Origin of the sequence: Aeromonas sp. CA23, assembly GCF_002587065.1 — a bacterium.
Lineage (GTDB): Bacteria > Pseudomonadota > Gammaproteobacteria > Enterobacterales > Aeromonadaceae > Aeromonas > Aeromonas bestiarum.
In genome coordinates this window covers 19,297-34,185 of the sequence record NZ_CP023818.1, presented here as the reverse complement: position 1 = coordinate 34,185, position 14,889 = coordinate 19,297, and the positions used below count along the sequence as shown (strand labels likewise).

Genomic DNA, 14,889 nt, shown 5'->3' with positions numbered 1-14,889 from the left:
GTTAAAGCGTCCGGCGGCCCTTGACCAGCAGCCAGATGAAGAAGGGGGCGCCCAGCAGGGCTGTGATGATGCCGACCGGCAGCTCGGCCGGTGCCAGCAGGGTGCGGGCCAGCATGTCGGCGCCCAGCAGTAGGGCGGCGCCCAGCAGGGCAGAGAGCGGCAGCAGCCTGACGTGGTTGGGGCCGGCCAGCAGCCGCACCAGATGGGGCACCACCAGACCGACGAAGCCGATCATGCCCGCCACGGCGACGGCCACGCCGACTCCGGCGGCGGTGAGCAGGATCAGGCGCCGCTTGAGGGATTGCACATTGACCCCCAGATGACGGGCCTCCCCTTCCCCCAGCAAGAGGGCGTTGAGGGGATTGGCATCGCGAATGAACAGCAGCAGCAGGACGATCAGGGTGGCCAGCGCCAACGCCACGTCCACCGGCTTGCCCGCCGCCAGGGTGCCCATCTGCCACAGGCTCAGGTTGCGCAGCATCTGGTCGTCGGCGAGATAGGTGAGCAGCCCTATCACGGCGCCGGACAGTGCCGTGATGGCCACCCCCGCCAGCAGCATGACGGTGACGGAGGTGCCCCCTTCCCGGGTGCCCAGCAAATATACCAGCGTGGTGGTGAGCGCGCCGCCGAGGAAGGCGAGCAGGGGCAGCAGGCCTATGCCGAGCAGGCTCTGCCACTGCTGGCCGAGGGGGGCCAGCAGCACTATGGCCAGCGCCGCGCCGAGCGCAGCCCCACCGGAGACCCCTATGATGCCGGGGTCGGCCAGCGGATTGCGAAACAGCCCCTGCATGACGGCGCCACAGAGGCCGAGTATGCCCCCCACTGCGATGCAGAGCAGAGTACGTGGCAGGCGGATCTCCTGCACGATCAAGAGTTTGTGGGCCGCAATCCCGCTCTCCTGCCCGGCGAACAGGGCACGCAGGCTCTCGCCGAAAGAGAGGGCCATGGGGCCGGTCGCCAGCGACCCGACCAGCAGCAGCGCCAGCGCGCCGCCGGTGAGCGCGAAAAGCCAGGGCAGAGGCAGGCGCATCATGAACCCAGCTTGATCCACTTGGCGATCTGGTTCGCCTGCTGCAACGAGGTGAGGCTGAGGCCCCCTTGCAGGGCGTGGCCGTCGATGGCGTGGATGGCCCGGTTTTTCCCCGCTGGGGTGGCGGTGAGTGCGGGTACCTGGCTCAGCACGGCTTCCGGATCCTGATACTGCTGCCAGTCGCGGCCGCTCACCAGCACCAGATCCGGTTGCAGCTCGATCAGGGCTTCGGCAGAGACGGGCTTGTAGTCGCTTAACTGGGCCACCGGATTGACGCCGCCCGCCAGGGTGAGCAGGGCGCTGGCGGTGGTATTGCCGCCGGCTATGCTGGTGGGTTGCCCCTTGTGCAGCAGCAGGAAGACCACCTTGAGCGGCTTGTTCTGCTTCGCCTGCGCCGCCAGTTGCGCTGTCTGGGCCTGGATCTCGGTCTTCAATCGCGTGCCGGCGGCCGGGTCATTGAGCAGGCCGGCTAGGGTATCGATGCGCTGGTTGAGGTTGGCGAGGGTCGGTGCGGTCGGCAGCACGTCCACCTCGACTCCGGCGCGGCGCAGCTGCTCCAGCGCCGGCGGCGGCCCCATCTCGTCGCTGCCGATCAGCCGGGTCGGCGCCAGACTGAGGATCCCCTCGGCGGCGAGGGCGCGGTGATAGCCGACCCTGGGCAGATTTTTCGGTTCTGTGCTGCTGATGTCGGTGGCGATCAGGCTCTGTTCACCGCCCAGTGCCAGAATGAGTTCCGTGGTGGCCGGGCCTATGCTGACGATACGTTCCTGTGCGGCAGCAGACAGGGAAAGGGCTGAGCAGCCGAGCAGGCTGAGTGCGAGGGCAAAACGACGGCCCATGCTAACCTCCGAAGGGTGAATGAAGTTGGGTTGCCGCCGAGAATATCAAGCCGGTGAAAAAAATGCACTGAGAATGAAAGCGATTATCAATTGCATTGGCTCTGGTGCTTTATTAGAGTATTCGCCATGACAGGAGAGGGATGCAGCGCGCATCCCAAGGGAGAACCTATGAGCATTGCACAACGCATTCATGAGCTGCTGGAACAAGACCCCAGCGCCCATCCTTCCACCATTGCCAGCCAGCTGGCGGTCAGCGAGTGGGAGGTGGTACGCCACCTGCCTGCCGAGCTGGTGACCCTGGTACCCGGCGAGCGGGCCGAAGCCCTGCTGGCGGATCTGGCTGATTGGGGTCAGGTGACCACCATCGTCGAATCTGATGGCTCCATCTTCGAGGTGAAGGCGCCGTTTCCCAAGGGCAAGAGCGCCCGCGGCTACTACAACCTGATGGGGCGCGACGGCGAGATGCACGGTCACCTCAAGCTCGACAACGTGGTCGGCATGGCGCTGGTCAGCAAGCTGTTCATGGGCAAGGAGGGGCACTCCTTCCAGTTCTTCGGCCACAGCGGCCGCTGTATTTTCAAGGTCTATCTGGGACGTGACGAGCAGCGCCAGCTGCTGCCAGCCCAGGTGGAACGCTTCATGGCCTTGCGCCACCAGTATCAAGAGGAAGTCAAAGCATGAGTGAACGTCAGGAGCGTCTGCAGAATCGCCTGCAACCGGAGATCCGCGAGTTTCGCGACGGTTGCCGCACCCTGCAGCTGGCGACGGTGGACAGTGAAGGCAACCCCAATGCCAGCTATGCCCCCTTCGTGCTGCAGGAGGATGGCTACTATGTGCTCATCTCCGAGATCGCCCGCCACGCCCGCAACCTGCAACAGGTGCCCAAGGTGTCGCTGATGCTGATCGAGGACGAAACCGGTGCCCGCGAGCTGTTTGCCCGCAAGCGGCTCACCTTCGACGCGCTGGCCGAAGTGGTGGCCCGCGACGACGTGCGCTGGGGGCAGGCGATCGCCGCGCTGGAAGGGCGCTTCGGCGACATCGTCAGGGGGCTCTCCAACCTCAAGGATTTCGTGCTGTTCCGGCTCAAGCCCGAGCAGGGGCTGTTCGTCAAGGGCTTCGGTCAGGCGTTTCGGGTCTCAGGTGACGAGCTGGTGGACTTCGTCCATCTGGTGGAAGGGCACAAGCGGGTCGACAACGGTGCCGAGCTGACCAGCCCGGCCGATGCGCCAGTCTGACGGCGACCATATCGCATAAAAAAACGGGCAGCCTGGGCTGCCCGTTTTTTTATTGCGTGTCACCCCTCTGAGCGCTAATCCTGCCAGGAGGCCTTGTTGGGGAAGGCATCCCGATCGGCCTGATTGGCCGTCTCGTTGCATTCGCCCCGGATCTTCCAGGAGGTCTGGCTGAGGACGATATAGCCATCGCGGCAATACTTCTGCTCGGCCAGGGTCTGGGTCAACTGTGCATCCTGCAGCGCATCACGCCGTTCCAGCAGACTCTTGCTGCGGCTGAGGCGACTGCCGTCGTTCTCCTGCAGCCGGGTGGGCAGGGTGTCGAGCGGCGCGGCTTCGAAGGTGAAGCGCTTGCTCCCTTCTTCGTTGATATGGGTTCGAAACAGGGGGGCCGGGCCATCCGGCTGCTGCCCCGGCAAACCGGAGCAGGCAGTGATTGCCGGTAACAACAGCATGAATGCAACGGCAGACAGTAGACGCACACAAGACTCCAATCGGGTGATCACTTCAAGAGAGGCAGATTAACACGCCAGCTCGGGCTGGATGGCCTCGAGCAGCTGATCTGTGGTGAGCAGGGTCACGGTTCTGCCCTTTGGCAGGCTCAGATGCTGCCACATCCAGTGGTGGTGCTCGATGATCTTCTCAGCGCTCAGGTGAGGGCGATCCGCCGTGGTGTGGGCATCCGTCACCGCAAACACGTCGAACCCCTGCGCTGCGGCGCTGCGCAGCGTGGTGTCGACGCAAAAATCGGTGGCACAGCCGCTGATCAGCAGCCTGTCCACTGCCTGCTCCGCCAGCAGGAAACCGAGCTCGGTATCGAGGAAGCTGTCACAGGCGGTCTTGCGTACCCGGCTGTCGCCGCGGCCCGGGGTGAGATCGGCGTGAAGCTGCCAGCCTGCACTGCCGGGTTCCAGTTCAGAACCCGGTGCGTCGTGTTGCACATAGATGACACGCCCCTGATTGGCCCGCACGTTGTCTGCCAAGCGGTTGATGTTGGCGATGACCTGCACGTCCTGATGGCGGGGGTCGGTAAACAACCCCTGTTGCATGTCGATGACCAGTAACACATCCATATGAAATCCTTAGGCAATTTTCAGGGTTGCAGCCACTGGCTGCAGTCACGGCTTCGGGATTGATGCAGTGCGCCCATATCTTGCTTCATTTCATCGGCATTTAGCCAGCGTTCTGGCAGGGGGCTGATCCGCACCCGGATGTCGGCGGTCCGCCCGGCGGGTGCCTGCGCATCGCTCTGCGGTTCTGTCTCTGGCACGACCAGCGCCACCTTGAGCGCCGGGTTGCGGCTGGCGATGCGGCTGGCGAGCCCCAACCCCCCCTCGATGTGGAAGTTGCCGGCGATGTGCATGATGCGCTGGCCCGGGTGGCTGCGCAGGTAGTCCACCATGCTCTCGGCCATGGTGTCGTCCCAGCTGGTCTGGGCGGCGAAGCGACGGGCATTGCCGTCGGCATCACCGTGGTGGAGCGAGGCCATGAATTTCTGGCGGTAAGGATCGTCGGTGAGCGTGAGTTCGCGGGCGAGCTGGCTGCGGCGACTGGCGGGCAGCTTGTCCAGCCAGGCGGGCCCTTCCTGGCCGATACAGCTCACCAGCGGTTTGGGGGCGTTGGCGGCGATGACCGGCAGGTGCTGCTCCTTGGCGAACTCCACCAGCGGGCGATAGTCGCTCTGGTAGTTGGGCCAGGCGTTGCCATCGCGAATGAGGGCGGCCTCGCCGATGCGTCCGGCGAGATAGGCGTCGAGCACCGGCTGATCGGCGCGGCTGAACTGCTCCATGGAGAGTGCCAGCCCGCGACCATCGACCCGGGAGGTGTTGGCCAGCCCCGCCAGCAGGCGGGCCTGCAGCAGGTGCACGGCCGGATGGGTGTGCAGCTCGCCCACCAGCACTATGTCGGCGTCCGCCACCCTGGCCACCGCCTGGGTCAGCGTCAGTTCACCTTGGCCGGCATCGGTCTGGCCCGCGCTGAGCCGATAGTGGTAGAGGGTGCCGGCATCGTCATCGGGCACTGTCGTGCAGGCGGCCAGCAGCAGGGGAAGGGTGAACAGGGGCAGTAATCGAGTCATGGTATCTCACAACGAAGCAGAGCCAGAGCCATACAATGGCAGCATGGCGGGCCGGAAAACAGAGGGGAATAGTGTAGAACCTAATCACGACAAAAGAAAATGAGAATGATTCCGTTTATTATTGATCTTTGTTGCGGGCTGAGTAATATGCCAGCTGTTTGATAACAGTTCTCAATAAGGATTTGCAGTGGCCCATAACAACACCCTATCGCTGGTTGCCCTTGCTGTGGCAGCCGGTCTCGCTTCCCCGGTCTTCGCGGCGGACAAGAAAGCAGATGAAGTCATGGTCGTCAGCGGCTCACGGATGGAGCAAAAACTGGAGGATGTCTCCGGCCCCATCTCGGTGATCACGGCCGAACAGATTGAAGAGCAGGTGGTGAGCAACGTCGCCGACCTGTTCCGTTACGAGCCGGGCGTCACCGCCCTCGGCGGCGCCGGAGATGCCCAGACCTTCATCATCCGCGGCATGGGTGAGAACCGGGTCAAGATAGTGCGTGACGGCGTGCGCCAGAACGACGCCTACAAGAACGGCGGCGTGGGCCAGAGCTATTTCGACACCGACATGATCAAGCAGATCGAGGTGGCCAAGGGTCCCGCCTCTGCGGCTTATGGATCCGATGCGCTGGGGGGCGTCATCGCCATCACCACCAAGGATGCCGGCGATTTCCTGAAGGGCCGCGACAGCTATCTGGATGCCACCACCGGCTATGCCTCCAGCAGTCACCAGAAGATGGCCGGCTTCACCGGCGCCCTGCGCAGCGGCGAGTTCGAGAACCTGCTGCGCTACACCTGGCGTGACGGCGGCGTGACCCAGAACTACGACGGTGACAAGAACGAATTCGACATCGCCAGCCAGGCCGTGCTGTTCAAGAGCAAGTGGAACCTGAGCGAGGATCAGTTCCTCAAGCTGACCGTCGACTACTTCAGCGAGGGGCAGGATCCGGATGCCGTCGATCTCACCAAGGCCGCCTCCGTCTTCAATCAGCCGATCACCGACAAGGACACGGACAACCTCTCGCTGGTGCTGGATCACGGCATCGCCCTGAACGCGCCCTGGGTCGATCGCATCGACAGCAAGCTCTACTACGCCCGCACCAAGCAGACCCTGGATCAGTACGCCTCGTCCAAGTACCCGGTCAAGCCAACCAACCCCTATGTGACCAAGAACTCGCTGGACAGCAACGGCTTCGAGCAGAAGAGCCTGGGCGCCCAGGTGAAATTCAGCAAGGCGCTGGCCAGCCAGCGTCTGGCCTGGGGCCTGGAGTATGAGCACACCGACAACGAGCGGACCCGCTTCAAGGCGCCGACCGTGCCGGGGGATTTCGTCGGCTACAACGAGTTGAGCTTCCCCTCCACCACCAGCGAGCACGGCGCCCTGTGGGCCTTCGACGAAATCAAGTTTGGCGAGCGCTGGGTGCTGACCCCGGGTGCCCGTTACGACTATTACCAGATGACGCCGGATGAGGATCCCGCCTACACGGGTGAGAAGCTCAAGCAGTTCTCCGAAGGGGAGTTCTCGCCCAAGCTGGGGCTGGTGTTCAAGGCGCACGAGGCGGCCAACCTGTTCGCCCAGTACAGCCACGGCTTCAAGGCGCCCATGTATGACAACGCCTTCTCCACCCTGAACCATCAGGTATACGGTTATCGCATCGAGCCGAACCCGAACCTCAAGCCCGAGAGCAGCGACGGCATCGATCTGGGGGTGCGCGGCAGCGCCGGTGGTTTCAGCTATGAAGTGGCGACCTTCTACAACAAGTTCGATGATTTCATCGAGTTGACCGAGATCGGCACCGAGGGCCGTACCGCGCTGTATCAGTATCAGAATCTGGACAAGGCGACCACCAAGGGGGCCGAGGCCAAGGCGGATTACTGGCTGAACGATCTGGTCAACGTCTGGGGCAATCTGGCCTACATCGAGGGCAAGGATGGCGACGGCAACTACATCAACAGCCTGAGCCCGCTCAACGGCAGCCTGGGTGTGCGGCTGGAACAGCCCAACTGGAACATCAACACGGCGCTGCGCTTTGCCGACGACATGGACAAGGTGGGCAAGGATGCCAAGGGCAACGACAACATCAAGAGCGCGGGCTGGGGCGTGGTGGACATCTATGCCCAGTTCAAGCCGATGCAGGATCTGCAGCTCAACGTCGGTGTCTTCAACCTGTTTGACAAGGAGTACGTCAGCTACGAGAGCATCACAGGTCAGAGCGCCAGCGCCAACACCAGCAACCAGACAGAGCCGGGCCGCAACCTGAGCGCACGGGTCAAGTACATCTTCTGATCCCACAGCACGGCAATACATTGAGCAGGGGGCCGTCAGGCCCCTTTTTCGTGGGGTGAAACCGGCCCATGCCAGCTAAATGGCAGCCAAAAAGAAACCCGCCGGAAGCGGGTGGAAGGATTGCAACACTAACCAGGAGGAGGTGTTACTCAATAGACACCGGCCTTGCGGCAATAGTTCAATTTTATTGATGTTTTTCATTTCGGCTTGCGCCTGGCTCGCAGGATCCCCGTCCTAAAATCGGTTATCATTTGTGCCCCTTCTGCTCGTTGTCGAGGATCTATGCCCGCCTTCTCCTGGTTAGCCCTGTTCTTTGGCGCCTTCTACTTCGTCTATGGCGCCTACCTGCCGTTCTGGTCGCTCTGGCTGGAGGGCATAGGCGTGAGCGCCGAGATGATAGGTCTGCTGCTGGGGGCCGGGATGGCGATCCGCTTTGCCGGCAACCTCTTGGTAATGGGGCAGATCAAGGGGGCCGGGCACCTGCTGCCCGTTACCCGGCTGCTCTGTCTGCTGAGCCTGCTGGCCTTCCTCGGCTTTTATCTGAGTCACAGCCTCTGGTGGCTGGTGGGGCTGACTCTGGTGGCGAACTTCATCTACCCGACCCTGATGCCGGTGGGGGAGGCGCTGGCCACCCGCATGGTGGTGCAGGCGCACCTCGACTACGGCAAGGTGCGGCTGTGCGGCTCCTTTGCCTTCATAGTCGCCTCGACCCTGGTCGGGGCTCTGGTGGGCAATTTTGGCAGCGACTGGGTGCTGCATACCATGGTGGCAGGGCTGGTAATGATGTTGCTGCTCAGCTGGCTGCCGCTGCATCCGGCGCCGCGGGACATCCAGGGAGAGCGGGCGAAAGCCTCCCTGCTCGATACCCTCAAGTCCCCCTCGGTGCGCCGCTTCCTGCTTATCTCGGCCCTGCTGCAGGGCAGCCATGCCGCCTACTACGGTTTCAGCGCCATGCACTGGAAGGCGGCGGGTTACAGCGGCACCACCATAGGCTATCTGTGGGCGCTGGGGGTGGTGGCGGAGATCGGCATGTTCGCCGCCGACAAGCGCTTCCTCAACCGCTTCGGCGCCCAGACCCTGTTTCTGGTGGGGGCGATCGGGTGCGTGGTACGCTGGATCCTGCTCGGTGCCTCCACCGAGATCCTGGTGCTGGTGGCGGGCCAGCTGCTCCATGCGGTCACCTTCTGCGTCAGCCACCTCGGCGCCGTGCGCTTCATGACCCGCCAGCTGCCGGCCGAGCAGCTGATCCCCACCCAGGCGCTCTACGCGGCGCTCGGTCTCGGCATGACGGTGGCCGCTCTGATGACCCTGTGCGGCCTGCTGTTCGAGCCGCTGGGTGGCGGCATCTTCTTCATCATGGTGCTGGTGGTGGCGCCCGTCTTCTTCCTGCGGCTGCGTACTGGCGAGGCGGCGTCAGCCTGATCCCGGTGGAAGATGAAGGCGCCAGCCAGAGAGAAGGGGAGCATATGCTCCCCTTTTTTCATGGTGCTTGCATCACTCCTGCCCGCTCAGATAGCGGCGGATCAGGGATTGCCAGACCTCGTTGCCCAGGGTACCCGCCAGCAGTGCGCTGGAGGAGGTATCGAAGCGGCCGTCCTCTTGCCAGGAGAGGCGTGGCAAAAGTGCCGACAGGGTGCGGTGATGAGGTTGCAGGGCCAGCTCCAGTGCCTCCCAGAAGGCGCTCCCCTTGAGGTAGAAGAGGGGATAGTAGGAGAGATCCCCCGCCTTGACCGCATCATTGGCCCGATATAGGCCCGCATCGGCATGGGGCAAGCGGGCACCATGCTGCGCCAGCTCGTCGGCGGCCTTGGTGCTGTGCAGGCGGAAGCGGCGCAGCGACTTGATGGCAAGGTATTCCGCCAGGCTCTCGGCGACCCAGGTCGGTCTGGCCCGGGTGTCGAGCATGTGCACCGCCTCGTGGGCACTGGTACGCAGCAGGCGCAGTGGGGTATCGGCGGTGGGCTGGTTGTCGCTGACCGGATAGTTGGCGACAATCGTCCCGGCCCCGGCGGCGCCCCCCAGCGAGTGGGTACTGATGTCGCGCGCCAGCCACACCAGTTGCCAGGGTTGGCGCGCGGGCGGGGCATCGAGTTGGAAGGCGAGGTAATCGACAATGGCCTCCAGCTGCTTTTGCAACTGTGGGATGTCCAGTGCGTCGGCCATCCGATCATGATGAATTTGCAGACGGGATCCCTGCCGCAACCGGGCTGTCGCGGGCAGGGCGAAGGGCAGGATCAGCGGCGGCTCCTTCATGCCGGGCAGGGGGCTGCACCGGCCATCCGGCAGACAGACCCGGCCCGGTTCTGCGCCCTGCTGGCGTGGAAAATCGCCCCATTCGGTGACCAGCCAGCCGCCTTGCGGAAAGTAGAGGTTCTGCTGTGCCGAGGCATCAGCCCCGGTGGCTGGCACGGGCTTGAGCGTTATCTGCCAGCTCAGCTCGCGGCACTTGATGGGCTGATCCGGCGTGACTCTGGCGCCGCTCTCCAGACAGGTGAGGGTAGGCAGCGCCCGCTGTGTTGTGCCACTCAGGGTACGGGCGGGCAGCAGGGTGAACGGCTGCGTCCCTTCCGGGGTGAAGCGAACCAGCAGGGTGTCGGGCCTGGCGCCGGCCACGAGCTGGTAGCTTGGGCCAGGGATGCCCTCGGCGGCCGCTCCCCACAAGGGGAGCAGCAACAGACTCTGGATGACGGTATCAAGGGTCATGGCGGTATTCCTGCGGGTTAGCGCTCCTGCTCATAGCCCAGCAGGTCGCCCGGCTGGCAGCCCAGCTCGCGGCAGATGGCTTCCAGGGTGGAGAAGCGGACCGCCTTGGCGTGGCCGTTCTTGAGAATGGAGAGGTTGGCCTCTGTGATGTCGACCCGCTGGGCCAGTTCACGGGCTGTCATCTTGCGCTCGGCCAGCAGGGCATCGAGGCGGATTATGATGGGCATGGGATCCTCACACCGTCAGTTGTTGTTCATCGGCCAGCTGTTTGGCCTCGCGCATCACCAGGGCCAGTGCCGAGACAATCAAGCCGGCCAGCAGCAACTGGAAGTCAGATGAGCCTATGTTGATAGTGCCGTGCAGCTCGGGGCCTGGCAGGGTGAGCACTGTGTCCAGCAGCGGGGTCGTGATGATCTTGGTGACGAAGCTGGCGCACAGCAGCAGGCCGATCAACCGGTAGCGGCGGATCTGGCTGAAGGTGAACAGCATGGCGTGCCGATAGCCGCGAAACAGCTGGTGCAGTTGCCACAGGATCAGCATGAACACCAGATCCGGCAGCAGCATGACCAGGGTAGCCAGCAGGCGCGTGCCCAGGTCAAGCGGATAGTCGCTGAGCGAGGGGGTGGGGACGGCCTGTTGGGCGGCGGTAGCCTCCCCCATGGTCAGCGGCACACCGTTGAGCACCTTGTCACCCTCCTGAGCCAGCGCACTGATCAGCTCGTCCTGCAGGTAGTCGCTGCCACCGAGCAGATGGGACCAGGTGCCCAGCACAGTCATGATCGGGGTGGCCAGCAGGGCGAACAGCAGGATCCATTCGATCAGGCTGCTCATGCGTTCGAGCTTGTTGTATTTCATCCTAACTACCTCGTGATAGATGCCATGGACCGCACAGTGCGGCATTTGCTTACTGTTTATCGATAACTCGGCGCCAATGTTTATCGTTTTTCGATATTCAGTCAAGGGGTTTTTTATTGAAAAACGATAAGGCGTGATGCACAAGAAGGAGATGACATTTTCCGGGCACCTCTCTAGACTGGCAGCTGCCGCGCTTAAATATTCAACATGGACAAGAGGTTACAGATGCACCAGGGATGGCTGCTGATCGGGTTGTCGCTCGCCTATCTGGGGCTGCTGTTTCTGATCGCTTACGTGGCGGACAAGAACAAGCGCCGTCGCCTCAAGGGGCAACCCCTGCTCTACAGCCTGTCGCTGGCGGTCTACTGCACCTCCTGGACCTTTTTCGGTACCGTCGGTCAGGCCAGCGAATCCCCCTGGTCACCTGTGCCCATCTATCTGGGCCCCATGCTGGTGTTTCTGTTTGGCTGGCGACTGCTGGCCCGCCTCATCCTGGTGGCCAAGCGCGAGCACATCACCTCCATCGCCGACTTCATCGCCGCCCGCTACGGCAAGTCCCAGCGTCTGGCCATGGTCATAGCGCTGATCGCCATCATGGGCATACTCCCGTATCTGGTGTTGCAACTGAAGGCCATAGTGACCGGGCTGGATCTGCTGATGGCCAACTCTGTGTCTGCCGGCCCCACCGGCAATACCGCCGGGCTGGCCCTCGGCGTGGCCCTGCTGCTGGCGCTGTTCAGCATACTGTTCGGCACCCGCAACCTGGATGCCACCGAGCACCACAGAGGCATGGTGGTGGCCATCGCCTTCGAATCCGTGGTCAAGCTGCTCGCCTTCGTGACTGTGGGGGGCTTCGCGCTCTGGCTGATCCTGAGCAAGCCGAGCCAGGCCCGCACCCTGGTGGCCAGCGACTTTCTCGATGCCGTGGTGGCGGTGACGCCGGGCGGTCTGCTGGAGCTTGCCATCTACACCCTGGTCGCCATGTGCGCCGTCATCTGCCTGCCGCGCCAGTTTCACGTGACCGTGGTGGAGAACAACCAGGGCCAGGATCTGCACTGGGCGCGCTGGCTGTTCCCGCTCTACCTGTTCGTGATGGGACTCTTCATCTGGCCGCTGGCGCTGGCGGGCAAGCAGTGGGTGGGGGCCGGCATGGCCTCGGATACCTATGTGATCAGCCTGCCCATGTCGCTCGGTTTCGACGGCATGGCGATGCTGGCGTTTCTCGGCGGTACCTCGGCGGCCACCGGCATGGTGATCGTCTGCACCATTGCCCTGGCCATCATGGTCAGCAACGATCTGGTGCTGCCTGTGCTGCTGCGCCGCTTCTGGCAGCAGGGGCGGGACGAGCGGCTGGTTAGGCTGCTGCTGCAGGTGCGCCGCGGCGCCATCCTGCTGATCCTGCTGGCGGCCTGGGGGCTTTACCTCTGGCTCGGGGATCTCACCAGCCTGTCGCGCATCGGCTATCTGTCGTTCGGTGCCGTGGCCCAGTTCGCGCCGGCCCTGCTGCTCGGCCTCTACTGGCGGCACGGCAATCGCAAGGGGGTCTATCTCGGCCTCGCCCTCGGGGTCAGCCTCTGGTTTGCGACCCTGCTGGCGGAGAGCGGCCTGCTGGCCGGCTCGCCGCTGGAAGCCCTGCTGGCGCCGCCGGACTGGCCCGCGGTGCGTGATCTGAGCCTGGGGGCCTGGTGCATCTTCCTGAGCCTCTTGCTCAACCTGCTCGGCTATGTGGCGGGCTCCCTGCTGTCGCGGGCTGCGGTGAGCGAGCGACTGCAGGCGGCCAACTTCGTCGGCAAGCCGAGCCGCGACACCACGGCCCTCTATCAGGCGCGGGTCTCGGTCAAGGAGCTGGAGATGCTGGCGGCCCGCTTCGTCGGCTCGAGCCGGGTCAAGCGCGCCTTCGGCCGCTTCGCCGGCGAGCGGGGAGGTACCCTGGCGCCCCAGATGCAGGCCTCGGCCGAGCTCATCGCCCACACAGAGCGGCTGCTGGCCGGGGTGTTCGGCACCTCGTCCGCCCGGCTGGTGCTGGCCTCGGCCCTGCAGGGGCGCAACATGCAGCTCGAAGAGATAGCCACCATAGTGGACGAGGCCTCGGACGTGTTTCGCTTCAACCGCGGCCTGCTGCAGGGGGCCATAGAGCACATGGGGCAGGGGATTTCCGTGGTGGACAGGGAGCTCAAGCTGGTGGCCTGGAACCGGCGCTACATAGAGCTGTTCCACTACCCGCCCGGCCTCATCCAGATGGGGCGCTCCATCGAGGAGATCATCCGCTACAACGCCGAGCAGGGGTTGTGCGGCCCGGGCGATATCGAGGCCCATGTGGCGCGGCGGGTCGCCTTCATGCTGCGCGGCAGCCCCCACATCTCGGCGCGGGAGCGCCCCGATGGGCGGGTGATAGAGATGCAGGGCAACCCCATGCCGGCCGGTGGTTTCGTGATGACCTTTACCGACATAACCCCGTTTCGCGACGCCGAGCGGGTGCTGCGCGAAGCCAACGAACACCTGGAGGCGCGGGTGGCCGAACGCACCCACGAGCTCTCCGAGCTGAACCGCCAGCTGCTGCTGGTGAACCAGCAGGTGGAGCGGGCCAACCACTCCAAGAGCCGTTTCCTGGCGGCGGTGAGCCACGATCTGACCCAGCCGCTCAACGCCGCCAAGCTGTTTACCTCTTCCCTGCTGGAGATGCTGCCGCCCCGGGATGAGACGGCCCGCATCGCCCGTCACATCGACGATGCGCTGGGGGCGACCGAGGATCTCATCACGGATCTGCTCGACATCTCGCGGCTCGAGGCGGGCAAGTTCAAGGCTAAAAAGCTCGATTTCGCCCTGCACGACGTGTTCGACAACCTCAAGGCGGAGTTCGGGGTGCTGGCCCAGGCGGGGGGCATACAGTTCTCTGTGGTGGAGAGCAAGCTGGCCGTGTACAGCGACGTGCGCCTGTTGCGGCGGGTGCTGCAAAACTTCCTCACCAATGCGTTTCGCTACAACCCGGGCGGCCGTGTGCTGCTCGGTTGCCGTCGGCTGGGGGAAAAGGTGCGCATCGAGGTGTGGGACAACGGCCCAGGCATACCGGCCGACAAGCAGGAGGCCATCTTCGACGAATTCTCCCGCCTCGATCACTCCCGCACCGCCAAGGAGCAGGGGTTGGGGCTGGGGCTCGCCATCGCCCGCGGCATCGCCCTGGTGCTGGGCCATAACCTGACCCTGCGCAGCTGGCCGGGGGCGGGCTCCGTGTTTGCCATCACCCTCAATCTGGCGACCCGTCCTGTCGCAACGACACAGGTGGCGGCCCCCGCCCTGCGAGACAGCCAGCTGGAGGGCGTGCGGGTGCTCTGCATCGACAACGAGAGCGACATTCTCATCGCCATGCACTCCCTGCTGGGGCGCTGGGGTTGCGAGGTGGTCTGTGCCCAGAGTCAGGCTCAGGCGGAAGATCTCATCGCCGGCGGCTTCCTGCCGCAGCTGGTGCTGTCCGATTACCACCTGGATGACGGCAAGACAGGCTTGCAGGCGCTGCACATGCTGCGCCTCGCCCATGGCAACGACATAGGCGGCATCATCATCAGCGCGGATCGCAAGAGCGAGTTGCAGGCGCAGATCCGAGAACACGGCTACGGCTATATCAGCAAACCGGTCAAGCCGCTCAAGTTGCGAGCGCTGATGAACAGCATATTGCAGCCGGCCAAACTTGATGATGATCACGAAACAAGTAATTCATCTGATTTTTAATCTCGGCCCCTCAGGCGGCAAGATCGGCACTTTCTGACACGATAAGGTGCCTTTTCTTCTCGTTTGAGGCTCTTTTTAGATAAAAAGTGGTTTATTAATAACCTATCTGGGGTTTGCTCTCCCTCCTTTGACTCCCTTATAGTCAG

At 63.7% G+C, this 14,889-nt stretch carries 13 protein-coding genes; 5 read left to right on the top strand and 8 right to left on the bottom strand.

The features are described from left to right. Position 1: 1 nt before the first annotated feature. Positions 2-1,033 (bottom strand): FecCD family ABC transporter permease, encoded by a 1,032-nt coding sequence (locus tag CK910_RS00145; protein WP_172955188.1) that lies wholly within the window; start codon positions 1,031-1,033, stop codon positions 2-4. Next, on the bottom strand, positions 1,030-1,869 hold the full coding sequence (locus CK910_RS00140) for a heme/hemin ABC transporter substrate-binding protein (RefSeq protein WP_098980623.1): 840 nt from the start codon (positions 1,867-1,869) through the stop codon (positions 1,030-1,032). Before CK910_RS00140 ends, CK910_RS00145 begins: the two co-directional genes overlap by 4 nt. Before the next feature lie 168 nt (positions 1,870-2,037). On the opposite strand from CK910_RS00140, the gene hutX reads away from it, so the two are divergent. Continuing rightward, on the top strand, positions 2,038-2,550 hold the full coding sequence (hutX, locus tag CK910_RS00135) for a heme utilization cystosolic carrier protein HutX (protein ID WP_043554663.1): 513 nt from the start codon (positions 2,038-2,040) through the stop codon (positions 2,548-2,550). Beyond that, positions 2,547-3,104 carry a heme utilization protein HutZ gene (gene hutZ / locus CK910_RS00130; protein ID WP_098980622.1) on the top strand — a complete coding sequence of 186 codons (558 nt, stop codon included), beginning with the start codon at positions 2,547-2,549 and terminating at the stop codon, positions 3,102-3,104. Before hutX ends, hutZ begins: the two co-directional genes overlap by 4 nt. A 74-nt stretch (positions 3,105-3,178) precedes the next feature. On the opposite strand, the gene CK910_RS00125 is transcribed toward hutZ, so the two are convergent. From CK910_RS00125 to CK910_RS00115, 3 genes are read right to left on the bottom strand one after another with little or no spacing between them, the layout of a single operon-like run. Continuing rightward, positions 3,179-3,583, bottom strand: a complete 405-nt coding sequence (locus CK910_RS00125) for a hypothetical protein (protein WP_098980621.1) — start codon at positions 3,581-3,583, stop codon at positions 3,179-3,181. Between the two features lie 39 nt (positions 3,584-3,622). Then, entirely contained in the window at positions 3,623-4,174 is a 552-nt protein-coding gene (locus tag CK910_RS00120) for a cysteine hydrolase family protein (RefSeq protein ID WP_098980620.1), read from the bottom strand. Between the two features lie 20 nt (positions 4,175-4,194). Continuing rightward, positions 4,195-5,178 carry a ChaN family lipoprotein gene (locus tag CK910_RS00115; RefSeq protein ID WP_098980619.1) on the bottom strand — a complete coding sequence of 328 codons (984 nt, stop codon included), beginning with the start codon at positions 5,176-5,178 and terminating at the stop codon, positions 4,195-4,197. A 187-nt stretch (positions 5,179-5,365) separates the two neighbouring features. Here CK910_RS00115 and CK910_RS00110 point away from each other — a divergent pair, with 187 nt between their 5' ends. Both CK910_RS00110 and CK910_RS00105 read left to right on the top strand, forming a co-directional pair. After that, the gene (locus tag CK910_RS00110) at positions 5,366-7,459 is read left to right on the top strand and encodes a TonB-dependent hemoglobin/transferrin/lactoferrin family receptor (RefSeq protein ID WP_098980618.1); all 2,094 of its coding nucleotides are present in this window, start codon (positions 5,366-5,368) and stop codon (positions 7,457-7,459) included. A gap of 282 nt (positions 7,460-7,741) precedes the next feature. Next, a complete protein-coding gene (locus tag CK910_RS00105) occupies positions 7,742-8,881 on the top strand; it encodes a 3-phenylpropionate MFS transporter (protein WP_098980617.1) in 1,140 nt (379 codons plus the stop codon). 72 nt (positions 8,882-8,953) lie between these two features. Here CK910_RS00105 and CK910_RS00100 read toward each other — a convergent pair whose 3' ends face one another. From CK910_RS00100 to CK910_RS00090, 3 genes are read right to left on the bottom strand one after another with little or no spacing between them, the layout of a single operon-like run. Then, entirely contained in the window at positions 8,954-10,162 is a 1,209-nt protein-coding gene (locus CK910_RS00100; protein ID WP_098980616.1) for a hypothetical protein, read from the bottom strand. Positions 10,163-10,179: 17 nt separating this feature from the next. Then, positions 10,180-10,389 (bottom strand): helix-turn-helix domain-containing protein, encoded by a 210-nt coding sequence (locus CK910_RS00095; RefSeq protein ID WP_005311752.1) that lies wholly within the window; start codon positions 10,387-10,389, stop codon positions 10,180-10,182. Between the two features lie 7 nt (positions 10,390-10,396). Continuing rightward, a complete protein-coding gene (locus CK910_RS00090; protein ID WP_098980615.1) occupies positions 10,397-11,017 on the bottom strand; it encodes a DUF2975 domain-containing protein in 621 nt (206 codons plus the stop codon). Between the two features lie 225 nt (positions 11,018-11,242). On the opposite strand from CK910_RS00090, the gene CK910_RS00085 reads away from it, so the two are divergent. Beyond that, positions 11,243-14,743 (top strand): hybrid sensor histidine kinase/response regulator, encoded by a 3,501-nt coding sequence (locus tag CK910_RS00085; protein ID WP_098980614.1) that lies wholly within the window; start codon positions 11,243-11,245, stop codon positions 14,741-14,743. Positions 14,744-14,889 lie beyond the last annotated feature (146 nt).

What these genes read in the sequence shown, in the direction of transcription:
- hutZ (WP_098980622.1), top strand. Translation starts at nt 2,547, where the DNA reads ATGAGTGAACGTCAGGAGCGTCTGCAGAATCGCCTGCAACCGGAGATC.
- CK910_RS00115 (WP_098980619.1), bottom strand. Translation starts at nt 5,178, where the DNA reads ATGACTCGATTACTGCCCCTGTTCACCCTTCCCCTGCTGCTGGCCGCC.
- CK910_RS00090 (WP_098980615.1), bottom strand. Translation starts at nt 11,017, where the DNA reads ATGAAATACAACAAGCTCGAACGCATGAGCAGCCTGATCGAATGGATC.
- CK910_RS00140 (WP_098980623.1), bottom strand. Translation starts at nt 1,869, where the DNA reads ATGGGCCGTCGTTTTGCCCTCGCACTCAGCCTGCTCGGCTGCTCAGCC.
- CK910_RS00105 (WP_098980617.1), top strand. Translation starts at nt 7,742, where the DNA reads ATGCCCGCCTTCTCCTGGTTAGCCCTGTTCTTTGGCGCCTTCTACTTC.
- CK910_RS00085 (WP_098980614.1), top strand. Translation starts at nt 11,243, where the DNA reads ATGCACCAGGGATGGCTGCTGATCGGGTTGTCGCTCGCCTATCTGGGG.
- CK910_RS00095 (WP_005311752.1), bottom strand. Translation starts at nt 10,389, where the DNA reads ATGCCCATCATAATCCGCCTCGATGCCCTGCTGGCCGAGCGCAAGATG.
- CK910_RS00120 (WP_098980620.1), bottom strand. Translation starts at nt 4,174, where the DNA reads ATGGATGTGTTACTGGTCATCGACATGCAACAGGGGTTGTTTACCGAC.
- CK910_RS00145 (WP_172955188.1), bottom strand. Translation starts at nt 1,033, where the DNA reads ATGATGCGCCTGCCTCTGCCCTGGCTTTTCGCGCTCACCGGCGGCGCG.
- hutX (WP_043554663.1), top strand. Translation starts at nt 2,038, where the DNA reads ATGAGCATTGCACAACGCATTCATGAGCTGCTGGAACAAGACCCCAGC.
- CK910_RS00100 (WP_098980616.1), bottom strand. Translation starts at nt 10,162, where the DNA reads ATGACCCTTGATACCGTCATCCAGAGTCTGTTGCTGCTCCCCTTGTGG.